The sequence below is a fragment of the Bathymodiolus platifrons methanotrophic gill symbiont genome, from assembly GCF_002189065.1.
Taxonomy (GTDB): Bacteria; Pseudomonadota; Gammaproteobacteria; order Methylococcales; family Methylomonadaceae; genus Methyloprofundus.
Genome location: NZ_BDMN01000605.1, coordinates 1 through 1,043 on the forward strand (window position 1 = coordinate 1; position 1,043 = coordinate 1,043).

Here is a 1,043-nt window from a genome sequence, read left to right on the forward strand (position 1 = left end):
TCAATGGTGGGTAAACGAGGGTATTATTCATTATCCTAAAGCAAAATCATTGTTGATCCTTTGCGATGGTGGAGGGAGTAACAGCTCACGGCACTACATTTTTAAAGAAGATTTACAAAAGACTGCGAATGCACTTGGATTGGAAATTAGGATTGCCCACTATCCTCCTTATACCTCCAAGTATAATCCCATTGAACATCGTTTTTTTCCTCATGTGACTCGTGCTTGTGAAGGTGTTGTATTTGACTCGGTTGAAACAGTTAAAACATTGATTTCTAGAACATCAACGTCAAAAGGACTAACAACAATTGTTCACATACTCGACAAAATATACGAGACAGGACGAAAATATGCCGCTGACTTCAAAGAAATAATGCCGATTGTATTTGATACACATTTACCAAAATGGAATTACCGTGCAATTCCTCAAGAATAATTAATATCGGGAAGTTGTTTCGTGCTTATTCCTAAAGATAGTTCTAACCAAAGTGGGACAAATTCAAGGAATGAATGCCGCAAAAGTAATTGGGCAAATAATTGGTTTTGTCACGATTATATCGGTAATAGCCCTTGTGGGTTCAATGGGGTATAAATTTTATGAATTGTATCTACAGGGTGATAAGAAAATTATTTTAGATAGGTTAATTGCAGAAAGCAGCCTTCAAGCCCAGCGTGGAAATATCGAAAGATGCGTTGCAAAAAGTAACCTGAAAAAATTGTTGTACATGGATTTTGAATTTTCCCAACACGACAAAGGGCTAAATATTGATATCCGACCGAGTCGTGACTCTTGTATGGATGGGTATTTTGAACTCTCTCATTATCGGGTTCCATATTTTCAAAATGGTAGCGATCGGTTGGGGTATAAATTAAGTGAAACCAATCCGGATCTTAACGGGTGTATAGTTGGCTCAGACTCATTTGCGAAATATAAATTGGAAAAAGGAAATGCTCTTAGGCATACGTTTGCCTTAGATAAATGGGTAGAGATTAAAAAGCTGAAGTTTCCCAATTATTGAGTAGCTGAAATACACAATGCTGGT

2 protein-coding genes are annotated in these 1,043 nt (G+C 37.1%); both read left to right on the top strand.

Features of this window, described 5'->3' with window-relative positions; all coding sequences use genetic code 11:
• On the top strand, window positions 1-436 hold a 436-nt coding region (locus CDZ78_RS20895; RefSeq protein WP_444979218.1), incomplete at its 5' end, for an ISAzo13-like element transposase-related protein.
• Between the two features lie 52 nt (window positions 437-488).
• Window positions 489-1,019 carry a hypothetical protein gene (locus CDZ78_RS20900; RefSeq protein ID WP_087871643.1) on the top strand — a complete coding sequence of 177 codons (531 nt, stop codon included), beginning with the start codon at window positions 489-491 and terminating at the stop codon, window positions 1,017-1,019.
• Window positions 1,020-1,043: the final 24 nt, after the last annotated feature.